The sequence below is a fragment of the Myxococcales bacterium genome, assembly GCA_022563535.1.
Lineage (GTDB): Bacteria > Myxococcota_A > UBA9160 > UBA9160 > UBA4427 > DUBZ01.
Map to the genome: position 1 here is coordinate 1 of JADFNE010000069.1, position 19,811 is coordinate 19,811.

The 19,811-nt window shown below is 59.5% G+C and carries 18 protein-coding genes; 7 read left to right on the top strand and 11 right to left on the bottom strand.

Annotation, left to right across the window (positions count from 1 at the left end; genetic code table 11):
* Positions 1 to 327: 327 nt before the first annotated feature.
* Positions 328 to 1,092, bottom strand: coding sequence for a hypothetical protein (locus IH881_16725; GenBank protein MCH7869340.1), 765 nt, complete (start codon positions 1,090 to 1,092; stop codon positions 328 to 330).
* 249 nt (positions 1,093 to 1,341) lie between these two features.
* Between IH881_16725 and IH881_16730 the strand changes: the two genes are divergently transcribed.
* Positions 1,342 to 2,937: a hypothetical protein gene (locus tag IH881_16730; GenBank protein MCH7869341.1), complete on the top strand. Its 1,596-nt coding sequence runs from the start codon at positions 1,342 to 1,344 to the stop codon at positions 2,935 to 2,937.
* Positions 2,938 to 2,987: 50 nt separating this feature from the next.
* On the opposite strand, the gene IH881_16735 is transcribed toward IH881_16730, so the two are convergent.
* The 4 genes from IH881_16735 to IH881_16750 are packed head-to-tail and all read right to left on the bottom strand — an operon-like array spanning position 2,988 to position 6,661.
* Complete coding sequence (locus IH881_16735) at positions 2,988 to 3,776, bottom strand: SDR family oxidoreductase (GenBank protein ID MCH7869342.1); 789 nt, start codon at positions 3,774 to 3,776, stop codon at positions 2,988 to 2,990.
* Complete coding sequence (locus tag IH881_16740; protein MCH7869343.1) at positions 3,776 to 4,240, bottom strand: nuclear transport factor 2 family protein; 465 nt, start codon at positions 4,238 to 4,240, stop codon at positions 3,776 to 3,778. The genes IH881_16735 and IH881_16740 overlap by 1 nt, the downstream gene beginning before the upstream one ends.
* 57 nt (positions 4,241 to 4,297) lie before the next feature.
* Entirely contained in the window at positions 4,298 to 5,422 is a 1,125-nt protein-coding gene (locus tag IH881_16745) for an acyl-CoA/acyl-ACP dehydrogenase (GenBank protein MCH7869344.1), read from the bottom strand.
* A 60-nt stretch (positions 5,423 to 5,482) separates the two neighbouring features.
* Entirely contained in the window at positions 5,483 to 6,661 is a 1,179-nt protein-coding gene (locus tag IH881_16750; protein ID MCH7869345.1) for an acyl-CoA dehydrogenase family protein, read from the bottom strand.
* A 234-nt stretch (positions 6,662 to 6,895) separates the two neighbouring features.
* Between IH881_16750 and IH881_16755 the strand changes: the two genes are divergently transcribed.
* Positions 6,896 to 7,711 (top strand): coniferyl-alcohol dehydrogenase, encoded by an 816-nt coding sequence (locus IH881_16755; GenBank protein MCH7869346.1) that lies wholly within the window; start codon positions 6,896 to 6,898, stop codon positions 7,709 to 7,711.
* A gap of 27 nt (positions 7,712 to 7,738) precedes the next feature.
* Positions 7,739 to 8,857 carry a nitronate monooxygenase gene (locus IH881_16760; GenBank protein MCH7869347.1) on the top strand — a complete coding sequence of 373 codons (1,119 nt, stop codon included), beginning with the start codon at positions 7,739 to 7,741 and terminating at the stop codon, positions 8,855 to 8,857.
* Here the strand turns inward: IH881_16760 and IH881_16765 are convergent.
* Genes IH881_16765 through IH881_16775 form a run of 3 tightly spaced genes read right to left on the bottom strand, consistent with a single transcriptional unit; the run spans position 8,854 to position 12,440 of the window.
* Positions 8,854 to 9,549, bottom strand: a complete 696-nt coding sequence (locus tag IH881_16765) for a sel1 repeat family protein (GenBank protein ID MCH7869348.1) — start codon at positions 9,547 to 9,549, stop codon at positions 8,854 to 8,856. The genes IH881_16760 and IH881_16765 overlap by 4 nt on opposite strands.
* Before the next feature lie 36 nt (positions 9,550 to 9,585).
* A complete protein-coding gene (locus tag IH881_16770; GenBank protein ID MCH7869349.1) occupies positions 9,586 to 11,019 on the bottom strand; it encodes an amidohydrolase family protein in 1,434 nt (477 codons plus the stop codon).
* Complete coding sequence (locus tag IH881_16775; GenBank protein ID MCH7869350.1) at positions 11,016 to 12,440, bottom strand: CoA transferase; 1,425 nt, start codon at positions 12,438 to 12,440, stop codon at positions 11,016 to 11,018. The genes IH881_16770 and IH881_16775 overlap by 4 nt, the downstream gene beginning before the upstream one ends.
* A 252-nt stretch (positions 12,441 to 12,692) precedes the next feature.
* Here IH881_16775 and IH881_16780 point away from each other — a divergent pair, with 252 nt between their 5' ends.
* The 4 genes from IH881_16780 to IH881_16795 all read left to right on the top strand — a co-directional run bounded on the left by IH881_16780 (position 12,693) and on the right by IH881_16795 (position 16,515).
* Positions 12,693 to 12,998, top strand: coding sequence for a hypothetical protein (locus tag IH881_16780; GenBank protein MCH7869351.1), 306 nt, complete (start codon positions 12,693 to 12,695; stop codon positions 12,996 to 12,998).
* Positions 12,999 to 13,059: 61 nt separating this feature from the next.
* Entirely contained in the window at positions 13,060 to 14,562 is a 1,503-nt protein-coding gene (locus IH881_16785; GenBank protein ID MCH7869352.1) for an acyl--CoA ligase, read from the top strand.
* Positions 14,563 to 14,625: 63 nt separating this feature from the next.
* Positions 14,626 to 15,663: an enoyl-CoA hydratase/isomerase family protein gene (locus IH881_16790; protein MCH7869353.1), complete on the top strand. Its 1,038-nt coding sequence runs from the start codon at positions 14,626 to 14,628 to the stop codon at positions 15,661 to 15,663.
* Positions 15,664 to 15,894: 231 nt separating this feature from the next.
* Positions 15,895 to 16,515: a TIGR04211 family SH3 domain-containing protein gene (locus IH881_16795; protein MCH7869354.1), complete on the top strand. Its 621-nt coding sequence runs from the start codon at positions 15,895 to 15,897 to the stop codon at positions 16,513 to 16,515.
* A 39-nt stretch (positions 16,516 to 16,554) separates the two neighbouring features.
* On the opposite strand, the gene IH881_16800 is transcribed toward IH881_16795, so the two are convergent.
* From IH881_16800 to IH881_16810, 3 genes are read right to left on the bottom strand one after another with little or no spacing between them, the layout of a single operon-like run.
* Entirely contained in the window at positions 16,555 to 18,285 is a 1,731-nt protein-coding gene (locus IH881_16800) for a fused response regulator/phosphatase (protein MCH7869355.1), read from the bottom strand.
* A 44-nt stretch (positions 18,286 to 18,329) separates the two neighbouring features.
* Entirely contained in the window at positions 18,330 to 18,635 is a 306-nt protein-coding gene (locus tag IH881_16805) for an STAS domain-containing protein (protein ID MCH7869356.1), read from the bottom strand.
* A gap of 33 nt (positions 18,636 to 18,668) precedes the next feature.
* A complete protein-coding gene (locus IH881_16810) occupies positions 18,669 to 19,790 on the bottom strand; it encodes a methyl-accepting chemotaxis protein (GenBank protein ID MCH7869357.1) in 1,122 nt (373 codons plus the stop codon).
* Positions 19,791 to 19,811 lie beyond the last annotated feature (21 nt).

Consider the following 19,811-nt stretch of genomic DNA (forward strand, 5'->3'; position numbering starts at 1 on the left):
AGATCGACGAGGCCTCTTCGGGCAGCCAGTTCGATGGTTGGCGCGCAAGCTCTGAGAGCTTGCGAGTGAAGGCAGCCACTCAGGAAGTAGTAGGAGTCGCCAAGGCAGCAAGCTGGCTCCTCAGCAAAGGCTGGCGCAGACGCGGCCTAATCGACCTCTCCGCAACACCTGGCTAAGAACTCTCAGCCCTCTCGCCGAGGCCCAGCCCGTCCGCTCAGCCAGACCGGCCCTTTTCCCCAACCGCCCAACGGGCAACCAAGCCAGGTAGAAGCAAACCCCCAAGCCTCCTCCCCAAAGCCCCGAAATCAGGAGGCCCTGCCCCCCCCCTCAAACCCGCCAATCGAACCGCATGCGGCCGTCGAACCGGTCGGGGTTCATGCCCAGGCATACGATGTCGTTGAGGACGCCGCCGGGGAAGTCGCTCTGCTCGAGGATCGTGCGCTTCACCAACTCTGCGATGTCTCGAGTGAACTGACAGATCGGTGTGCGCTCTTCTGTCTCGTCGTGGTACCAGGTCACCAAAAGTAGATCGAAGCTCGGGGCTTCCGGCAAGGCGCCCTTGAAGAATCGGTGCTTCAGCCGTTCGAGTTGGATTGCTGGGGCCATCTCGGCAAGTCCCACCAGGGCACGCAACAACAGGGGATAGGCGCTTGTATCCGTCTCGGATTGCACTGTGCCGAGGACCGGTCTCGCCAGCCCGTTGCAAGTAATCCCCACGAAGTCGAAGCCGTCTGTGAATTGCTTCGCAGGGGCGTCATTGAGGGGAATGGGTTCGACGTTGCTCGACAGACAGGTGAACGAACACGAGTCGCCGAGTACGCTGAGATCTCGGCCCATGTAGAACCACTCGGGCTCTTCGGCCTGTTCGATGTGTTCTTCACTGAGCGCGGACAAAATTTCTGGGCGCAGCACGCCCTGCTCGAAGGCACGATCGACAGCGTGGAACGATTCGAGCACCTCTGAAACGATGATGTCCGGGTTCTCCAGAATATCGATGCACTCTCGCAACTGACCGAGTCCATCGACCGCCCGGGCGCGCTCGTAGATCAACCGCAGTGGTGTAGGGGCAAAGTTTTGTTGGTTTTCGGGCAACGCCAATTCTCTCATTCCGGGTTTTGGCTACAAATGGCTCGTCTGGTAGTGAGTCCATCGGATGTCGGGCACGGAGATTTGATCTCGATTCGAGAAATTGCGTAAACATTGCCGCTGAAATGCCGCTGAAAGTTGGCATCAGGGGGCCAGATCTGCCGGAGGGGGCTGGTGGGGCCAGGGGAAAGCTCCGGTACAGTGTCGACGGATGGGCGGCGGGCAATGCGAAACTCGTTCTCTGTGATGGAGTTGATGAAAGAACCTTCCGAGTCGACCACAGCCCCACTCGGCGGCACTCGAGCCCAATGGATTGCACTCGCGGTGCTGGCCCTCGCGACGTGCGCCCTCTTTGCACACAACGTCGAGCGCTACTTCTTTCTCGTTGACGATGCCTTCATCAGTTTTCGCTACGCCAACAATCTCGCAACGGGTCACGGACTGGTCTGGAATCCGGGCGAATATGTCGAGGGTTACACGAATTTTCTCTGGGTCGTGCTGTTGGCTGCGGGGATGCGCCTGGGAGTCGCGCCTGAAGGTCTTTCCTGCGCCCTTGGGATCGCGAGTGGGGTCGGGGTCATGTTGCTGCTGGGGCGCTTTTCTGCGGCCAGGCTGGGCGCGCTAAATCCACTCGTCTGGCTTCCTCTCTTCACCCTTGCGCTCTCCCGCAGTTTCACCGCGTGGTCCACCGGCGGCCTCGCGACGCAATTTTTCACGCTGCTGATCCTGGCGGCACAAATTCAATTCATTCGAGAACGTCAGGGCGATTCTCAGCGCGTTTGGTTGTCCTCTCTGATCTTCGCCATTGCGACTTTGACCCGGCCAGAAGCTGGCTTGTTTACACTGGTTGCCGGATTGTTCTTTCTGGGGAATGTCGTTCGCGGCAGGGCCAGCTCGCGCGACTTGTGCATTTGGGTATTGCCTTGGGTATTGCTGGTCGGTTCGCACTTCCTCTGGAGATATGGCTACTACGGTGAGTGGTTGCCCAATACGTTTCATGCGAAGGTCAACGGATTCTGGCCGGAGCAGGCTCAACACTACTTCGGCGCCTTCCAGGCCGACTACAAGCTCGGCTACTACCTGCCATTGATCCTGCTGGGTCTGATCCGCAGCCGAGATTTCGCACACGCTTTCTTTGCGACGAGCATACTCGCCTACTGCGCCTATTTGTTTTCGATCGGCGGCGGGCGCTTCGAGTTTCGCTTTCTGGTTGTCGTGCTTCCGGGGCTCTACTGGTTGATCGCCGAAGGTCTGCGCGATCTCATCGAATCAACGGACACGGGACGCCCGGGATTTCTCGCGCTCGGTGTCGCAGTCGCGGCCGCTTTGTTGGTGACGACGCACCTGGGTTCCGTTTCTCCCGCAGCAAAACTAGCCCGCCACCATATCGAGCCGATCGGCGGAACCCGGGACTACACCCTCGAGCGCATGCGCGAGGGAAAGATTCTGGCCGGCTATATCGAAGCAGGCCTGCTGCCAAAAGATCTGTTGCTGTGCGTCGGTGGAGCCGGCGCTTTGCCCTACTACACGGGCTGGCCGACGCTGGATTTTCGCGGACTCAACGATCCTCATATCGCGCGTTCACAGTTGACCCGACGCGGGGCCATCGCACATGAGCATTTTGCAGACGAGAACTACTTGCGGGAACGAGGCGTCGCGATCTTCGACTCCCTCAACCAACTCGTCCACGAGGGCGACGTTTCGCATTTCGCCAACCGCGCAGCACTGAGAGGAGACCAGCACTGGAAGCTGCGCGCGGTGCGCCTGGGCAAGCACTCGATGGTCTTCAGCACGCTGCTGCCAGAAGCCGAGTTTCGCACTCTTTTCCAGCACGTCGAAGTCTTGTTCTGAGCCGTTTTGTCCTGAGCCGTTTTTTTTTGCGGGCGAAGAGTGCGGCGGCGCTACTCGAGCCCAAACATCTTCGTCAGTCCGAACCACTTCCCAGCGGTAAAACCACCATCCACTGCGATGGCCTGCCCGGTGACGAACGACGAATCGTCCGAGGCCAGGAAGAATGCCGCGCCAGCGATCTCCTCGGGCTGTCCGAACCGGCCCAGCTTGTGTTGCTGGCGCACGCGTTCCTTGAAATCCGCCATGGCCTCTTCATCGAGCACCGATTGCAGCAGCGGCGTCTCGATGAAGCCGGGACAGATGGCATTGACCCGGATACCGATTCTGCCGTAGTCGATCGCCATGTTCTTCATCAGCAGCACCACGCCGCCCTTTGAGGCGTTGTAGGTGCTGCCACCCTCCATGGCTTCGAGTCCCTCGACGCTCGCGATCGTAATGATGCTGCCCGAGCGCTGTTTGATCATGGTGGGCAGGACGGCTTTGGCGCTCAAGAACGTGCCCTTGAGATTGACGTCCTGCACCCGATCCCAATCTTCTTCGGAAATCATATGAACCGGGCCGCCCCCCGCAATGCCCGCCGCCGTAACCAGCACATCAATGCGCCCGAACTGTTCAACGCACTCCTGCACCAGCGTCTCCTGGGCCGCGGCGTCGCGCACGTCTCCGATGCGAAACAGAGAGCCGGGAGCCGCCTTCTCGACGTCACTCCAACTGTCGGATTCCTGCAGGTCGTAGCCCACCACCGTGGCTCGTTCTTCGGCGTACCGTTTCGCAATAGCCAGACCGATGCCAGACCCGGCTCCGGTGATGAGTGCCACCCTTCCCTCGAGACGTCCCATCAATTTGCTCCTTCATTTTCCTTCACCGGGGGCAAGATCTTGCTCCGCCGTGTCGAATAGGAAGATTCTTCGATTCGCTCGCTAATCCTCCAGCCATCGGCAGTTCTGACTAGCTGGTCGTTGTAGTAGCCGCCATCAATGAAGAGGGCGTGCGCCTTGTCTTCGCCGGGCAAGGCCATCGGGTTGTAGAACACCGACCGCGCCGTTGCCTTGTCGCCATTGATCTCGATGACGCGGTTGCACACGACGTGCTGTGTCATCGGAAAAATTACCATGACTTTTTCGAGCCAGGCGCGAACCTCCGGCAGCTTCCCCTTGATCCCACCTGCGGACTCGTAGTCGATGAACGCATCCTCGGTGAAGCAGGTCTCGTAAAGATCCCAGTCTTTGGTGTCGACCGACGTTGCGTAGCGGGTCAAAAGGTCGTCGATCTCCTGGCGATCGATCAGGTGTTCGAGAGTCATGGAGGCCATGGATGAATGATTCCTTTTTCTGTCGTCTGAAGTTCGCCCCGGGGAGGGTCAAGCAGTACCGGCTGCCAGCATCTTCCCCAGCTTGATCAGGTGGGAGGTCGGACCGCCCAGGGTCAAACCGAGCTGCTTTGCGTAGGTGAAGTATCGAAACAGTGAATAGTCCTTGTCGACTCCAATTCCGCCGTGGAGATGAGTGGCCGTGTGTACGATCCGATGTCCAGCCTCCGCCGCCCAGATCTTTGCGGTAGCGATCTGCGAAGCGGCGGGGAGCCCTTCTGAGAGGCGCCAAGCAGCCTGCCAGGAAGTCAATCGGATGCCTTCGGTATCGATGAAGGCGTCTGCCGCTCGCTGACCGACCGCCTGGAACGTGGCGATCGACACTCCGAACTGCTCGCGTCCCTTGATGTACTCGGAGGTCAAACGCAGTGCTTCTTCACACACCCCCAAAGAAACGGAACACAGAGCGGAATTTGTGTGCTCGGTAATGAAGTTGAGAATTTCAGCACCGCGATCGAAGTCACCCAGTTGTTGGTCTGCAGCAACGTGCACTTCGTCGAACTCGAGTTGCGCTTCGGGTTGTCCGCTCGTGGTGTCCAGCGCAATCACATTGCAGCCGGCTGAACTGGGGTCGACGATGAAGATCCCCAATTCACCCGCTTCGGTTGTCGCCGGGACCAGCACTCTCTCGGCAAGAACTCCTGCCGGCACGCAGATCTTCGTCCCGCTGAGCTTGAAACCGTCCGCCACCGCAGTCGCGCGAGTCTCCGGCACGTTGGGGTCTGCGCCCTCTTCAACCAATGCCGCAGTGAGGATCGCGTCTCCCTCTACGATGCGCGGCAGCACCTCCTGTTTCTGGGCCTCGCTGCCGAATTTCTCGATCGGCAGCGCCGCCATCACCGCGGTTTCGATGAACGGAATCGGGGCCGTTGTCAGACCGACCTGCTCGGCGATCAACGAAAGTTCGAAAAAACCCATCCCCGCGCCGCCATAGGCCTCTGGAATTGCAATCCCCAGGACGCCCGCCGTCGCGAGTTCGCGCCACAGTTCGACGTCGAAGCGGGGACCTGCGCTCTTTTCGAGATCGGTCATTCGCTCGGGTGTCGCCTTGTCGCGCATGATCTGCTTGGCGAGTTCGGCAATGGCCTGTTGTTCGTCGGTAAAAGAAAAATCCATGAATTCACTCTCGATTGCAGAATTTACGAAGTTGGAATACTCAGGCCTCGGCCTTCGACTCTAGAAACGCGGTACACGCGGCAGACCCAGACCGAACAAGCCGATGAGATCTCGTTGCACCTCATTGGTACCGCCACCATAGGTCAAGATGACAAGACTCCGGTACATGGTCTCGACATGTCCAGCGAGCAGCGCTTGCTCAGAACTCGGGCGCAGGTAGGAACGCTGCCCCATGACCTCCATCATCAGGCGCAGGGACTCGAGATACCACTCCGTGCCAAACACCTTGATGCTTGACGCATCCGCCACACTCAACTCGCCCTGGGTGCCCTGCCAGGCGACCTTCCAATTGGCGAGTCGCAGGAACTCCAGGCCCGCGTGGACCCGAGCGAGGCTGATCTGCGCCCACTCCTGGTCGATCACCCGACGTCCATCGGTGAGCCTGGTTTCGCGAGCCCATTCCAGTACGTCTTTGTAGACAGATTCGAGCATGCCCGGCGAGCAGATCGACACGCGTTCGTGATTGAGTTGACCGGTGATGAGCTTCCAACCCTTGTTGAGACCTCCCACCAGCTGACTCTTGGGCACTCGGACGTTGTCGAAGAATGTCGTGCAGATGTTGTGGGAAGAAAGCAGATCCATCGGCTCGGCTTTGATCCCCGGAGTTTTCATGTCGACCAGAAACATCGAGAGCCCGCCGTGCTTGGGAGCATCCTGATCGGTACGGGTCGCCAACCAGATATAGTCCGCATCGCTCGCCAGACTGGTAAAGACCTTCTGACCGTTGATCACAAAGTCGTCGCCATCGGCGTCGGCCCTGGTTTGCAGGGCGGCGAGGTCGGTCCCCGCGTTGGGTTCCGTATATCCGATGCAAAAATGGAGTTCGCCTTTGAGGATCTTGGGCAGGAAGAAATCTTTTTGTTCCTGGGATCCTTCCCGGTAGATCGTGGGCCCCACCGTATTGATGGTTAGCATCGGAACGGGCGCACCGGCCCGCATGGACTCGTCAAAGAAGATGAATTGTTCGATCGCCGAGCGACCTTGTCCACCGTACTCGGTTGGCCAGCCAATCCCGAGCCAACCATCCGTTCCCATTTGCCGCACGACTGTGCGCATTGCTTCGCCAATGCCATGACCTTCTCGCAGGGCGACGCGAACGTCCGGAGTCAGGAGCTTGTCATAGTAGGCGCGCAGCTCCACGCGCAGCGCCTCCTGTTCTTCGTTGTAACCGATGTACATAGAAATCCCTTGCGCATTCCCTGTTCTTCATTGATAGTGGAACACGTTCCAATTTTGACCGTTTTGCCAGCCGGCGTCGACCCTTCAAAACCCGCCGACTGGACTGTTCTGTACACCCAAACCCCGAACCAGGGCTGCCAGATCTGCGCGCGCGCAAAATTTCAGTTTAGAGCCCTTGTCCTGTAGGATGCTCTCGCTCATACGACGACCCGCGATCCCCAGGGAGATCATTGAATGGCCGACATTCTCAAGTACGAAGGCAAACGCTGCGTCGTGACCGGAGCTGCTTCTGGGATGGGCGGCGCCTGCGCGCAGATCCTCAGCGATCTTGGGGCCGAGGTCCATGCCCTCGACATTCAGGACATCAAGGCCTCGGTCCATCGATCGATCAAGCTGGATCTGTCATCGGAGTCGTCGATCGACGCCGCACTCGAGGAAATTGACGGCGAGGTCGATTGCCTGTTCAACTGCGCCGGTGTGCCGGGGGCCCCGGGTTTCTCCGCCCTCGAGACCTGCGTGATCAATGTCGTCGGCCTGCGAGACTTGACTGAGAAGTTGCTGCCGCGCATTGTGAATGGCGGCGCAATCGCGAGCATCACCTCAGTCGCGGGCATGGGCTATCCGAATCATCAGGAGAAGGTGCACGAATTTCTCGACACCCCGGACTTCGACTCGGGCAAGGCCTGGTGCGAAGCCAATCCCGAAGTCGCAAATGGCTATCTCTTCTCCAAGGAAGCGATCATTGGGTACACCTACCGTCGGGCCGCCGAACTGAGCCAACGCCTGGTTCGCATCAATTGCTTGAGCCCCGCGCCAACGGACACTCCAATGATGAAAGCCTTCCACGAGCAGATCCCCGCGGAAGCAATGGACGAACACTTCCAGGCTCCCGTCGGTCGCAACGCCACCCCCGAAGAGATGGCGGAACCACTCATCCTGCTCAACAGCGAAGCCTCCCGTTTCATCAGTGGTGTAAATCTCTTCGTAGACTATGGATACACCGGGCAAGTATTCTGCGGCCAACGGCCGGGACTACTGCTCGGATCGTGAGACCCCAACAGCCGGAGACCCTTCGAAATGCGTACTGAAATTTGCGAGCAATTTGGTATCGATGTTCCGATCTTTGCGTTTACGCATTGCCGCGATGTCGTAGTCGCCGTGAGTAAAGCCGGCGGGATGGGAGTCCTCGGCGCCGTGGGCTTCTCGCCCGAGCAACTCGAGAGAGAATGCCAGTGGATCGACGAAAACATTGGCGACAAACCGTACGGCATTGACACCGTGATTCCGCAGAAGTACGAAGGCATGGGGGAAACCGATCCCGTGAAGCTCGAAGAGCAGTTGCTGGCCGCGGTCCCCCAGCAGCACCGCGACTTTGCTGCCAAGCTGCTCAAAGACCACGGTGTACCGGAACTTCCCGACGACGTGCGTCCAGCTGGCCTGCTGGGTTGGACCGAAGCCACGGCGAATCCTCAGATTGATGTCGCGCTTTCTCACCCCAAGGTAAGATTGATCGCCAATGCCCTGGGAACTCCACCCCTCGACATCATCAAACGTATTCACGACTCCGGCCGCCTGGTTGCGGCGCTGTGCGGCAGCGCAAAACAAGCGATGCGCCACAAGGACGCCAACCTGGACATCATCATTGCCCAAGGTCACGAGGCCGGTGGACATACGGGTGAAGTCGGCAGTGTCGTGCTCTGGCCGGAGGTGATCGAAGCCGTGGCTCCGACCCCGGTGCTCGCTGCCGGGGGCATCGGCTCGGGAAAGCAGATGGCCGCCGCGATGGCACTGGGTGCCCAGGGTGTGTGGTGTGGTTCGATCTGGTTGACAGTCAAAGAAGCGTCCACGCCGATGGAGCAAAAAGATTCCCTGCTCGCGGCGGGAAGTCGAGACACAGTTCGGTCTCGGTCGGTGACAGGAAAGCCCGCCCGCATGCTCAAGAACGCCTGGACCGAAGCCTGGGATCATCCCGACAGCCCGAAGCCGCTCGGGATGCCGCTGCAGGGACTCGTGACCATGGACATGGTAATGCGCACCAGCCGGTACGCGGCAAAGTCACAAGCGGTCGCGTTCAACCCCGTCGGTCAAATCGTAGGACGTATGAATCAGATCCTGCCCGCGAGAGTCGTCGTCGACAACATGATCGACGAATACATCGAAGCGGTGGAGCGGATGCACGCGGGACTTTCGAGTTAGCCGCCTGGCGGCCTGCCGTACTTCTTCATCAACCTGCGCACGAGTTTTTTGCCGCGAACGAGTTCTTCTTCGTTCATCTTGGCTTCGAGCTGGGCTCTGTATCGCGGAGCCAAAACGTAGCCGCGAACTCCTGCGACCTCGTTCCACGCATAGGCGTTCGCCAGGTTCAGACGGATGCCCGCCCCAGCGGCGTACATGCGCGCCAATGCATTCATCGCCTCGCCGTTCCCGTCCTTTGCTGACCGGCGATACCACTCGAACGCCTGCTCGCTGTTCGCTTCGACCCCCGTTCCCGTCTGATAGCTCAGCGCCAGAAAATATGCGGCCCTTGTATGTCCCTGCTGCGCGGCCGCGCTGAACCACTCGAACGATTTTTGTGGGCTGTGGGGAGAGTTGGGGACGGCACCCGCGAGTAGCAGCGCGAGGGAAAACTGCGCTTCGACATGACCTTGTTCCGCGGCCACCTGATACTGCCGCGCCGCTTCGAATAGATCTTTGTCGACTTCTCGGCCCAATTCGTAAGCGCGTCCGAGGCGGTAGTAGCCCGAGACTTCGCCGGAATCCGCCAGTCGCGTCGCCACCACCAATTCACCGCTACCCTGGGCCGATGCAAACGCTCCCGGGCATACGACGACTGCGAGTACGAAGAGCGCGCGAGACGACGCGCAAACGCGACTGCGGAGGTGAAGCATCGAGCAACAGCCTAGCAGCCGGCTGAAGAACCTTCGTCAGCTGGGTTGGCGATCGGGTTCGGGGTCGCGCCGCCAGGTGATCTCCCCGCGAAGCAATGTCAATGCCACTCGATCTCGGGTCAATTTCTCACGAAAACGTTGCCAGGACAGGTCGACCAGACACAGGTCCGCGGGATCGCCGACTGCGAGTGGGGCAGCGGGCGTCCCGGGCGCTTCGATCGGCGAGGTAAAGAGCCCGAATGCGCGCTCGGGGCTCAGGGCCTCAGACGCTCCCAACCGGATCCCCGCCCGGGTGCACCGGTTCACCGCAGCACGAATTGCAAGCCATGGATCCGCGTCACCGTAGGGCGCGTCGGTGCCCGCTCCCAATGCGACTCCGCCCTCGAGAAAACCGCGTCCTCGGTAGAGCCAGTCCCGATCCGCGGCGTCTACGTCCCGCGCATACACATCACCACGTTCATAGATGAAGCCTGGCTGGGTCACCACCCACACATCCAGTTCTGCGAGTAGCTTGACCAGTTCTGGCGGCGCCACCGAAGCATGTTCGATGCGATCTCCCGACCGCGCTCCCGCTTCGCGAAGTGCCGTCGCGGCCATGACCAATTCCGAACGGGTTACGCAGTGAAACGCAACAGCGCGCTCGACGCGATGCGCTTCGCAAATCTCCCGGACTAGCTCATCGAAGACGGGCAGTGCGGGTTCGCGCAACATGATCTTCTTGGGGCCCATTTCAATCTGCGCCCCGGGCGGCAGTGCTTCGTCGACTCTCCCCATTGCAACGACGCGCTGCAACATTTCTCCGCTGCGGACGGCATTCGAGAGTGCTTCGTATTCAACGCATCCTTTGTCGGGGGTCGCATCCATGACCGCCGTCACGCCGTATGACGCCAACTCTCGACCCACCTGGGAAAGATCGGGAATTGACGAGTGTCCGATGCGTTCTCTCAACCAGCTGTCCTGGTAGAAGATGCGACCCGTGATCGCGCCGGACGCAGCCCGTTCGACACTCTCAGGCAATGAGCCCCCCGCGAGTTCGAGGGTGCGGATCGCCGCTGAGTTCAACATCCACAGCGCGCCACTGCGATGTTGAATCCGAATCGGAACATCACTCGGGCCGAGCGCGTCTAGCTCCCACCGGTCTAGCTCTCCGGCCACGGTCTCGTGATACCCAACACCGCGTATCCAACCACGACTCATTGTCGCTGCGGCCAGGGCATGTTTCAATTCGTCACGAGTTCCCACTTCCGGTGGACCGCACGAGACGGATGCCTGCGCAGCCGCGAGCGCGAAGAGATGAATGTGATGATCGTGAAGGCCGGGTAGCAGCGCACCCCCGGCGGCATCGATCGTTGCAACCCCCTCTTCTTCGGGCAACCCGACGTCCATCGCAGCGATGACTCCGGCGGCAATTCGAACATCCGATACGATGCCGTCCCTCACCTCGGCTCGACGGATCAGCAGATCGCTCACGCTTCGACCCCGAGCGATGCCAAGACCGAACGGGTGTCCGCTCCCAGAGCCTGCGCCGGGTACGCGACCGAACGGGCGAGCGGTGGATCGACGGACTGAACTTCGTCCCCAATGCGAACTTGCCATTGATTCGCATCCACTCGCTCGATCAGCGCCGATTTCCCCGCGCCAGCCGGCGAGATATCCCAGCCCGAACCTGCAGAGCCCAGGACGTGTCGAACCACCGAGCACAGTGAAACGTCGAGCAGGCGACTTTCATCGCTCTGCCACGACGCCAATGCCGCAACAGCGGCGTGCAGTCCGGCAAGGGGATCTGCGATCGCGTCGCCGCAGAACACGGGGGGAAGCGAGCCGTCGTGGTACTCCTGATTGTATTGCGCCGTCGCTGTGGACAGGCCAGCCGCCGCCGCCGCGTCGTCTCCGAACGCCACCCAACCCCCTTCGGGCTCATTGCGGCCATAACCGGTGATGCTCACCCAGGTCAAGTTCGCTCTGCGAGCCACCCACTCTTCCGCAACGATTCCAAGCTGTGCAAGCGCGCGTGGCCTGGCGCTTTCGATCACAATGTCGACGCGCTCGAGGAGTCGTTCGAGAGTAGCGCGACCTCGCGCGCTGCCGAACTCGAGGGCGATGCTCTGTTTGCCCCCATTCAGGAGATCAAAGAACCGTGAAGGTCCCGCTCGGGCACCATCGGGTCGTTCCAGGCTTTCGAGCTTGATGACCCGGGCGCCGGTGAGGGCGAGCAAATGAGCGCACAGGGGTCCGGCCCACAAGCTCGACAGATCGAGAACGACGGGAGCAGCGTTGGATCGTTGCTTCTTTTTTTTCATGCCCCGGGTAACTTCGAGCCAGGATCTCGACTCGAGTTCGTCGAGATCCGAATGCGAAACCGGCGCCACGGGAAGTCCCATCAGGCGCGCACGAGACAGGGCTCGATCTACGTTCTGCGATGCGATTTGCGTCTCCAGCTGGGACCAGAGATCGCCGCCCATTTCCGCCTCGAGCCATGCGGACACCATCTCTCGATCACTCTCCCGAGCGAGGTTGACCGCAAGCCAACCATCGGCTGCTCTGATCAAGCGACAACTTCCGCCCGGCGAGACTGAACCCCGGCGTGTAAACCCGAACACCGCCGCCCGCTCCCCGAGCAGCCGCGCCGCGTCCAGGTCCCCACCGCTCCAGGCCTTCCCCGCCAACATGCGAAGCGCCAACAGTGCGCCCTGAGAAGCACTCGCAAGCGGTGCCGGCGCCAGAAGCGGCGGGCCTTCGGGCAGACCGGACAACGCCATCGCTCCGGAGCGAGCCCATTCGAAATGGGGATGAAGCTCGCCAGCTAGAGCGAAGTACGGTGAGTCGTCGAGTGGAACGTCCAGCCGCCGCAGCAAATGAACGGCGAAGTCCGAGACAAATCCCGCTTTCAAAAGGGAATTTTCTTTGGGCGCGGTCACCCACGAGACTGATCGGTCTATAGCCAAGGCGAATCCCTGGGTAGCGCGAATGCTGGGGAGAGGGCCCGGGAGTCTGCGCGGCAGAAGCCCAAAGCCCGCTTAGATCTTTTTTCACTCAACGCGCAGGCTAGCATTCCTGCCGGAAAACATTTATTTTCGGGGCCTTCGATCGGATTGCTCGAAGTATGGAGTCTCAGAAGACTGTGAAATGGTGAAGGAGCTGCGATGACACTATTGAAGGCGGGAACCCGGCTGAAGAGTTCGGTGTGCACGACTGAGTTGATGGTGGTCAGCGCACCCAAAGAAGAAGTCGATATCACTTGCGGCGGCGCTGCGCTGATTGCGATGAGCGAAGAAGGCAGCGGCACGATCTCTGAAGACGCCAAGGAAGGGACGCAGACTGGCAAGCGTTATGTCAACGAAGCCGGCGACCTCGAGATCTTGTGCACCAAGCCCGGCGAGGGCAGCCTCGCATCGAACGGAGCAATACTGACGATCAAGGGAGCCAAACCACTTCCTTCGTCGGACTAGCCTCATCCATCTCAGGTCGTAACCTTCTATATCTCAGGTCGTAGCCTCCCAGGATGAACGAATGAATCTCATGATGCTGCTCGAAATGGCCTCGTCGAGTTTTGGCGAGCGAGTGGCCATCACGAACGGTGACGACCAGCTGACTTACGCCGAATTGTTTCAAGCCGCGGGAGCAGCGGGTGCGCGGGCGAAGTCGACCGGTGCCGATTATTTCTCGATGCTCGACGAGAGCAGCCTGGCCTTTCCGATCGCGCTCTTTGGCGCCGCCTGGGCGGGAATTCCATTTGTTCCCCTCAACTACCGCCTGACCGGAGATGAACTCGAAGCGCTGCTCAGTCGAGTGGAGCCCTCGATCCTGCTCTGCGAACCCGGGCGCAGCGAGAGCCTTCTGAAGCGCGAAAAGTGCGCCGTCGTCGACCGCGAAGACTTCTTGTTCGCGGCTCGGCAGGACGCTGCCCCGAGGCTCGACGCGGAATGGTCGATGGATCCGGAAGAGATCGCCATTCTTCTCTTTACCAGCGGCACCACCGGTGCGCCCAAGGCTGCGGTACTGCGCCATCTGCACATCGTTTCATATATCTTGAGCACGGTGGAATTCATGAGCGCCGACGAAGAGGCGGCTCAACTCGTCTGCGTTCCGCCCTATCACATTGCGGGCATCGCCTCCCTGGCGAGTTCGGTCTATTCCGGACGTCGTATCGTGCAGCTTCCGTCGTTTACCGCCGAAGCATGGTTGGAAACCGCGCAGCGCGAAAAGATCACCAACGCGATGGTGGTCCCCACGATGCTCTCGCGTATTCTCGAAGCACTCGAGGGCCAGGAACACGCCGATCTCCCGCACCTCGAGGCGATTTCCTACGGCGGCGGGAAGATGCCGCAGGCTGTGATTGAACGCGCGATGCGACTGTTTCCCGACACGAACTTTGCCAACGCATATGGTTTGACCGAAACGAGTTCTACGATTTCGATTCTCGGACCCGACGATCATCGCATCGCCATGGCCAGCGACGACCCAGCCGTGCGCAAGCGCATCACCTCGGTGGGTCAACCGATTCCCAGCATCGAGGTCGAGATCAGAGACGACGAGGGCAAGACTCTCGGCCCAGGCGAGCGCGGCGAGATTTTCGTGCGCGGCGAACAGGTGTCGGGCGAATACCAGGGCAAGGGAAGCTTGTTGCTGGACGACGGTTTCTTCCCCACCAGGGACGGCGGCTATCTCGACGACGAGGGCTACTTGTACGTCGAGGGTCGCATTGACGACATTATCGTGCGCGGTGGCGAGAACATGTCACCCGGAGAAATCGAAGACGTCCTGCTCGATCACGATTCGGTGGCCGACGTCGCCGTCGTGGGAGTTCCCGACGAGCAGTGGGGAGAGTGCGTGGTGGCTGCGATCGTGCTCCACGCGGACCAGTCGGCGAGCGAAGGAGAGTTGCAACAGTGGGTCAAGAACCGCCTGCGGTCTTCGCGTACCCCCGATCGCATCATGTTCACGAACGAGCTTCCCTACAATGAAACCGGCAAACTTCTCCGCCGCAAAGTGCGCGAAGATTTCATGGATTGAGATCGGCCCAGGTGGCTGCCGTTGATCGGTGCAGCGGATCAGGTCGAATAGGAGGCAACCCGCGTGAGTGATAGCGCCCTCCTCGCTCTCAGCCTTCCGGAAGCAATCTCCGCCCTCGCCTCTCCCGACGCCCTCGAACAATTTTCGCACCTGACCGGCGCAGCCCTGCTGATTGTCGATCTGTCGGACGATCTTCAGCGGCCATCGGCTGAACCCGATGTCGCGGCTTTGGCCATCGCGAGAACCAATCTGGAACAACTCCCCTGCCCGACCGTCGCGCTGGGGGCGGGGAAGCGGCCGAGCGAAGTCGTGCCCTGGGCTCAGTCTTTCGACATCGTGCTCGAGGATGACGCGGAACTGCCGGCGATCGCGAAGAACATCCTGGCCAACCCGATCGCCTCACTCGCGATGGTGCAACTGCTGCGACAGAACGAAACGCTATCGATTCACCAGGGTCTCATCGCCGAATCACAGGTGTACTCGATGCTCCAGGGCGGCCCCGAATTCGCAGCCTGGCTACAGAATCGCAAGCGACCGAAGGTCGCCGAACCCAACGACGAACCTGCGGTCAGCTTGTTGCGCGACGTCTCGCGACTGCACATCACACTCAACCGACCCGAGCGGCGCAATGCCTTTTCCGCCGAGATACGCGATGGACTCATGGAGGCCCTGCAGGTCGTTCTAATCGATGCGAGCATTGAAGAAGTCATCCTGCGCGGCGCCGGGCCAGCGTTTTGTAGCGGCGGAGATCTCGCAGAGTTTGGAACACTCCCTGATCCCGCAACCGCACACGTGATTCGCTCGACCCGCAACCCCGCGCGTCTGCTCGCGCGTTGCGCCGACCGCGTGCGGACCGAGTTGCAGGGCGCATGTGTTGGAGCGGGTATCGAACTGCCGGCGTTCACGACCAGGGTGGACGCAAAACCGGGCACCTACTTCTGGTTGCCCGAAGTGTCGATGGGTCTGATTCCGGGTGCGGGCGGCACGGTCAGCTTGCCTCGGCGCATCGGCCGCCAGCGCACCAACTACTTTGCACTCAGCCAACGACGCATCGACGCAGAAACCGCCCTCCGCTGGGGACTGATCGACGGAATGCTCTAGCGAACGCTTCTATCGTTGTGCTTCGCGGCGAAGGGGATTCCCAGCACAATTTCCATCAAAACTCCCGTCACAACACCCACAAGAACGGGGGTATGCGGCCGCGTCGTCGCTTTCGTAGACTTCGCAAATTGTCCCTATGAATCGAGGACTTTTGGTACATTTCTGCCCACTCCGGCGGCCCGGGCCAGAAGAGTGTTCGGCCTCTGCGAATTCAAGAGAAGGAAGCACGCGTTGTCGATATTGGAGCGACTCAGCTGGCGATCAACAGGCATTTCGCAATGGAAACTTTTGGCGCCGCTTGCGACTGTGCTCACCGCGCTGGTATTGGAAATTGCCGCGCCCACCCAAGCCATCGCTCAAGAACGCGCCTGGGTACGGGGTGAGATCCGACTCAACGTCCGCAGTGGCCCGGGCACGAAGTACCGCATTCTGGATGGTGTTTCGACGGGCGACGGGCTGACCATTTTGAAACGCGACGAGGGCTGGACCAAGATCCGACTCGATAACGACGTCAAGGGATGGATTCCCGAGGGCTATCTCAAACCCGAACCGCCGCCCACCATTCGGCTGGCACGGTTGGAGTCCGAGACCGCAAAATTACGCAGCAGTATGGAGTCGGCCACAAGCGAGCTCGATAAACTCCGTACTGGAAACGAAGCTCTAACCCAGAACGACAGCTTGCAGCGCGCTGAAATCGATCGATTGATTCTCGACAACACCAAGCTTCGCGCCGGAGCGCGGAACCCCGAACTCATCGCCGGGGCAAGCATCCTGGCCGCCGGCATGATTCTCGGTGCGCTGTTGCACAAGAGTTCTTCGAGCCGACGGCCCGCTTCGCGCATCAGACTCTAAAGGCAAGCCTGAGGCGAACCACATCGCCCGCGAGACGAGTCAGCTCTCTTCCTCGTTCTGCCAGACGTACGAGGCCTCGGCGCGAGTTCCGTTCTCGGAATAAACGATCTGTTCGCAGATCGAGCGAATCAGCGCCAGGCCCCGACCGCTATGTCCTTGGTTCACGCCCAGGTCGTCGGGGGTCATTGCTTCAAAGTCGAATCCGGCCCCGCTGTCCTTGACCTTGATCAGTAGACAACCGCCCGCGCCCTTCTTGTAATGGGTGAGTTCGATCTCGATCCTTCCCTGCTCCAGATCCGCCAATCGCTTGGTCCGCTCGCTGTAGTATTCGCCAAAGCCTTGAGGCGTCTCCTTGAGCCGAGAATCCAGACCCAGCAGGCCGTGATCCAGTGCGCTGAAGAAGAGTTCTGCCAGCACCATATAGATTCTCTCGCGGTGGTCCTGGAGTCCCTGGACATCCACGATCGCCTGCATCAGGAGCGGCAGTAGGTCCACCTCTCGCAGGGTATCTGCCTCGAGAACGAGTTGATTGCTCCAGTGCATGGGTTTGCGAACGACCCGTCGTGCACTCGCAGTCGTATCGCTCCTGACGACGTTATCGTGGCAGACTTCGACCAGGGTGAAGTCGTCCTCTTGATCGGCGCGACAGGTAAACTTCGACAGGGTATCGGTGAGATCCTCGAACAACGCCTCCGAATCTTGATGGCCGCCGATGAAGTCTTCGAGCCTGCTCTGCCCGTACATCTCGTCGTCGGGGTTTGTAGCTTCGATGATGCCGTCGGAAAACATGTAGACGCGTTCACCCACTTCGATGGGAACACTCTCGGGGTTGGGGCTCAGGCTTTTCCCCGACTGGATCCCGAGCGCGAGGTGCTTCGACGGCAGACGGTGTCGGATACTTCCATCTTTGCCCCGAACGATCACGTCGGGCATTCCGCCGGACCAGATCAGCAGCCGATTATTCTCCGCATCGAGTTCGAGCAGGGCGCAGGCAAAGAACATGCGGGTAGGCAAGATCGCGAGCAGCTTCTTGTTCAATTCGCGAATGACGTCGGCCATCGAGAAGCCTTTGCCGGTCATGGAATAGAATATATCGGTGACCGGAAGCGCACCGATGGCTGCCTGTAGTCCGTAGCCCGTGAAATCGCCGACCAATACCCGAACGCCGCCCGTTGGGGTCTCGGTAACCACCACCAGATCACCGTTGAAGATCGAAGCCGGGCTCACCATGGACTGAAAGTTGTTCGGCGGATCACCGGCGCGATTCAGCATGCTGGAAAACAGCTTCTCCGCGACCTCTTGTTCGCGAATCAGCCTGATCTGATGTTCGGCGACGAGGTCGCGCTGCTGCATGGTTTCCTTGTGGAGCGCTCGAATCCGACACAGGGCGTCAATTTTGGCATTGAGTACTACCGGGCTATAGGGTTTGGTCAAGAAATCGTCGCCACCGACTGCAACGCAGCGCGCCAACAAAGTTTCATCCGTCGTGCCCGTCAAAAAAATCACGGGAATGAATTCTTCTCCGGTGCTGGCCTTGATCTGGATGGTGGCTTCATAGCCATCCATCACCGGCATCTGAATGTCCATCAGAACCATATCGACACGGTTCTCTTTGAACATACGAACACCCTCTTCACCATTGACCGCCAGCAAGACTTCGTAGTTCATCTTGACTAGCGCACGGCGGAGAATCATCCGACTCGTCGCGTCATCTTCCACGACCAGGAAGACGAGCTTCTGGTCCAGGGCGGCGGTACTCTCAGCAGCCACGTATAGGTTCCGATTGTTCTAGTTGGCTCACGAGTTGCTGCACTCTATTCCATCTTGAAGAGCTCACCAAAATTAGACACCTGAAGAATATTCTGAATTTCGGAGTTTCCGTTGATGAGCCGCACATCGGCTTGGTCCTCTCCAACGTGTTCGCGCAGCAGAAGCAACATCCCCAGCGCTGAACTGTCCATGTACTCAACGCCGGCCATGTCTACTACGACTTTGGCGCCAGTATCGACTTGCCCGTCGTAGGCCTTGCGGAATGCTTCGTGAACCGAAAAGTCAAACCTTCCGGTCACAGTGATGGTGAGAGAATTGTCGTCTTTCGAGCCTTCGCTGGTTACTGCCATGGTCGTATGACCTCCTTGTCTTCAAATGAGTGTTCAGAAGAGTTCAACCTCACCCTCTTCCATGTCTTCTTGCATTGCGGGCTTGTGCACAACATCTCTCCAGCCATCCCGGAAACGCGCAATCGACTGATCGAGATCGGACAATCCATCTTCCGTGGATAGATCGAGTTCGCTCAGAGATTGGTTCAGCTCATCAAAGAATTCGAATGTGTGGCGGATCATGCTTTCGTTGTATCCGAGTACCTGAGTGACGATGTCTTCAAACTGCAGACACCGCACCGCAACCGCCAGATTTTCATTGAGTCGATGGGCGGTCGCCGATACGTCCCCTACGGTCGCCGCCATGATCTCGTTCACCGCCTTCACATCTTCCGCCAACCCATCGACCCTTCCCTTGGATCGAATGGCCGCGCCCATGTCCTTTGACGCGATTTGCGAGATCACGTCGCGAGTTTCGCCGATCGTAATGCGAGTGGCGTCGACCAGCTCACTGATCTGGGTGTTGAATTCGTTCGATTCTAGCGCCAGGGCTTTTACCTCGTCGGCCACGACACTGAAGCCACGGCCGTACTCACCGGCGTGAACGGCCTCGATCTTGGCATTGAGGGCCAGCAGCCCGGTCTGCGCAGCGAGCTTCCGCGCTTTGAGTGCGACATTGTGAATGGCTTCGATCTGTTCTGTGAGATGGTCCACCTTGGTCACCATGGACATGCTCTCTCGGCTCACGGTAATGATGTGACTTACAAATTCCTTGAGCACGCTGTTCGTTTCGCTGACGAATCGGGACAACGAACCTGCATTGCCATCGGTGTCTGCAACATTCTGATCGGCCATTTGTGAGACCATCGTGAGTACTAGATCGCGCTGAGTCGACGCATCGTTCTTGAGGTTTTCGAAGCTGCCGCCAAGATTCCCAATAGATTCCCGCACGAGTTCTCGTGCGTTTACGGTACTGCTCGAGATCTCAGCCATCACTTCGCGTACGGCATCAATGGCTTCTTCGAGAACCTCTGTCATCGCCGCGGCATTGCGCTCGAGCGTTTCGTTATGTTTGCCTGCCGTCGATTTCGATTCAGCGACAGCTTTAACATCGAGATCTTCGTGGACCGAATCGACCTGCGCGGTTTCCGAATCAATCTCCCCGTCTTTTTCCAATTCTGGGGATGCCTCGCCCTC